The sequence below is a fragment of the Rhizobacter sp. P1_G5 genome, assembly GCF_056405435.1.
In genome coordinates this window covers 1-2,840 of the sequence record NZ_JBFUCB010000722.1, presented here as the reverse complement: position 1 = coordinate 2,840, position 2,840 = coordinate 1, and the positions used below count along the sequence as shown (strand labels likewise).

3 protein-coding genes are annotated in these 2,840 nt (G+C 67.0%); 1 reads left to right on the top strand and 2 read right to left on the bottom strand.

The annotated features are described in order from the left end of the window. Both AC1D12_RS30015 and AC1D12_RS30010 read right to left on the bottom strand, forming a co-directional pair. Positions 1-368, bottom strand: a 368-nt coding sequence (locus AC1D12_RS30015; RefSeq protein ID WP_477844891.1) for a carbohydrate ABC transporter permease, incomplete at its 3' end; no start/stop codon positions are given. A gap of 76 nt (positions 369-444) precedes the next feature. Further along, the gene (locus AC1D12_RS30010) at positions 445-1,761 is read right to left on the bottom strand and encodes an ABC transporter substrate-binding protein (protein WP_477844889.1); all 1,317 of its coding nucleotides are present in this window, start codon (positions 1,759-1,761) and stop codon (positions 445-447) included. Between the two features lie 224 nt (positions 1,762-1,985). Here AC1D12_RS30010 and AC1D12_RS30005 point away from each other — a divergent pair. Further along, positions 1,986-2,840: metallophosphoesterase (locus AC1D12_RS30005; protein ID WP_477844887.1), on the top strand; the 855-nt coding region annotated here is incomplete at its 3' end.

Sequence of the window (2,840 nt, the reverse complement as noted above, 5' to 3'; positions counted from 1 at the left end):
ATCATGTGCTTCCACAGCAGCGCATTGACCGTGGGCATCACGAAGAACGGCGAGATCAGCAGCACGCGCACGATGCCCTGGCCGGGGAAGGGCTCGTTGACGAGCAGGGCCAGGCCCACGCCCAGCACGACGGTGATCACGATCACCGCGCCGAGCAGTTCCAGCGTCTGCAGCACCGCCGGCCAGAAGTCCGGGTCGGTGATGAAGTAGTGGAAGTTCTCGATGCCGACGAAGGTCTTGTCGCCGGGCTGCATCAGGTTGTAGTGCACCAGCGAGAACCAGATGGTCATCACCAGCGGGACGATCATCCACAGGAACAGCGTGGTGACCGCCGGCGCCATCAGCGCGCGGGGCAGGAATCGGGTCATGGCGTGAACCTCCGTCAGGCACTGACCCCCGGCCGGCACACGCCGGCACGGGGGCAGAAAGGGCTAGGAGGAAAGCCTACTTTTTCAGGTAGCCGCCCTTGGTCATTTCACGTTCGGCCGCTGTTTGCGAGGTCTTCAAGGCCTGGTCGACCGTGACCTTGCCCGACAGTGCCGCGCTCATCTGCTGGCCCACCGCGATGCCGATCGCCTGGAACTCCGGGATCGCCGCGTACTGCACGCCCACGTACGGCGACTTCGGCAGCGTGCTGTCGTTCGGGTTGGCGCTGTTGATCGCCTTCTGCTCCTCGACCGCGAACTTCGCGACCTTCTGGAACTCGGGGTTCGCGTAGGTCGACTTGCGCGTGCCGGTCGGCACGGTGTGCCAGCCCGAGCTCTGCGCGATCAGGTTGATGTAGTCCTTCGACGTGGCCCAGGTGATGAACTTCTGCGCGGCGTCGGCTTTCTGCGACGAGGCGGGGATCGCGAGGTTCCACGACCACAGCCAGTTCGCGCCCTTCGGCGTGACGGCCTGCGGCGCCTGCGTGAAGGCGACCTTGTCGGCCACCTTCGACTGCTTCGGGTCGCTGATGAACGAGGCGGCGATCGTCGCGTCGATCCACACGCCGCACTTGCCTTCGTTGAAGAGCGCGAGGTTCTCGTTGAAGCTGTTGGCCGACGCGCCGGGCGGGCCGTACTTCTTCATCAGGTCGACGTACTGGCCGATCGCGTCCTTCCACGGCTTGGTGTCGATCTGCGGCTTCCAGCTCATGTCGAACCACTGGCCGCCGTAGGTGTTGACCATCGTCGTCAGGAAGGCCATGTTGTCGCCCCAGCCCGGCTTGCCGCGCAGGCACAGGCCGTACACGCCCTTGGCCGGGTCGTGGATCTTCGAGACGATGTCGGCCATCTGCGTCCAGGTCGGGTTGGCCGGCATCGTCAGGCCCTTGGCCTTGACGAGGTCGTCGCGGTACATGGTCATCGAGCTCTCGCCGTAGAACGGCGCGGCGTACAGCTTGCCGTCCAGCGACAGGCCGCTGCGGATCGCCGGCAGCAGGTCGTCCACGTCGTAGGCGGCGTCGGTCTTGATCTCCTTCAGCCAGCCCTTCTTGCTCCAGATCGGGGCCTCGTACAGGCCGATCGTCATCACGTCGAACTGGCCGCCCTTGGTGGCGATGTCGGTGGTGACGCGCTGGCGCAGCACGCCTTCCTCGAGCGTGACCCACTTCAGCGTGATGCCGGGGTTGGCCTTCTCGAAGTCCTTGGTGTGCTTCTGCATCTCGATCATGTGGCCGTTGTTGACGGTCGCGATCACGAGGTCGGTGGCATGCGAAGACGTGGCCGCCACGACGCCCAGCGCGCCAAAGGCCAGAACCATTGCAGTCTTGTTTGTCATCTGTGTCTCCATCGTTGTCGAACTGATGCGACGTGGTGGGCCACGTCCGCAGCCGCAACGATAGACGTATGCCTTTGAACGATTTGGTACGGACCCCGCCAAGGGCTGTACTTTCTTGCATCGAACGGCCCGGGTTTTCCTGGATTTCGGGGACAGGGGTTGTGTTGAGATGGCGCAAGCCAGCCCCATCTGTGGGGCTTGCCCCGCTCACGACAGGTCCTGCCATGTCATTTCGCTTGTTTCCGGTGGCCTTGCTGGCTGCCTTCCATGCCTGGATCGGCGTGCGTCTGCTGGGCGTGCTGCCCGGTCCGTGGGGCGCCGTGGGGGCGGGCCTGCTGATCGGCCTGTTCCTGCTGGTGCTGTCGGCCGCGAGCCCGATCCTCGGGCGGCGCGCGGCGACCGGGCTGCTGGCCTGGGCCGGGCTGATCGCGATGGGGTTCTTCTCGACGCTGCTGGTGCTGACGCTTGGGCGCGACGTGGCGCTGCTGGCGTGGGGCGGGTGGAACCTGGCGGCGGGCGGCGGGCCGGTCCCGCTGGCGGTGCTGCAGGTGTCGGCGCTCGCGGTGCCGGCGCTGGCACTGCTCGCCAGCCTGCTGGGCCTGCTGAACGCGCGGCGCCGGCCTGGCGTGCGGCGCGTCGACGTGCCGATTGCCGGCCTGCCGCCGGCGCTCGAAGGCTTCACGCTGGTGCAGATCAGCGACCTGCACGTCGGCCCGACGATCCGCAAGGATTTCGTCGACCGCGTGGTCGATGCGGCCAATGCGCTGGACGCCGACGTGATGGCGCTGACCGGCGACCTGGTCGACGGGCGGGTGCCGGAACTCTCCGAGCACACCGCGCCGCTCGGGCGGCTGCAGGCGCGGCACGGCGTGTTCGCGGTCACCGGCAACCACGAGTACTACTCCGGTGCGCCGGCCTGGGTGGCCGAGCTGCGGCGGCTCGGCATCACGGTGCTGATGAACGAGCACCTGCTGCTGAAGCATGGCGCGGGGCGCCTGCTGCTGGCGGGCGTGACCGATTTCGGCGCGCACCACTTCGACGAGCGGCAGCGCAGCGATCCGGCACGGGCGATGCACGGC

Bases quoted from the DNA above. Each gene is read 5' to 3' on its own strand.
- AC1D12_RS30010 (WP_477844889.1), bottom strand. From the start codon at position 1,761: ATGACAAACAAGACTGCAATGGTTCTGGCCTTTGGCGCGCTGGGCGTC.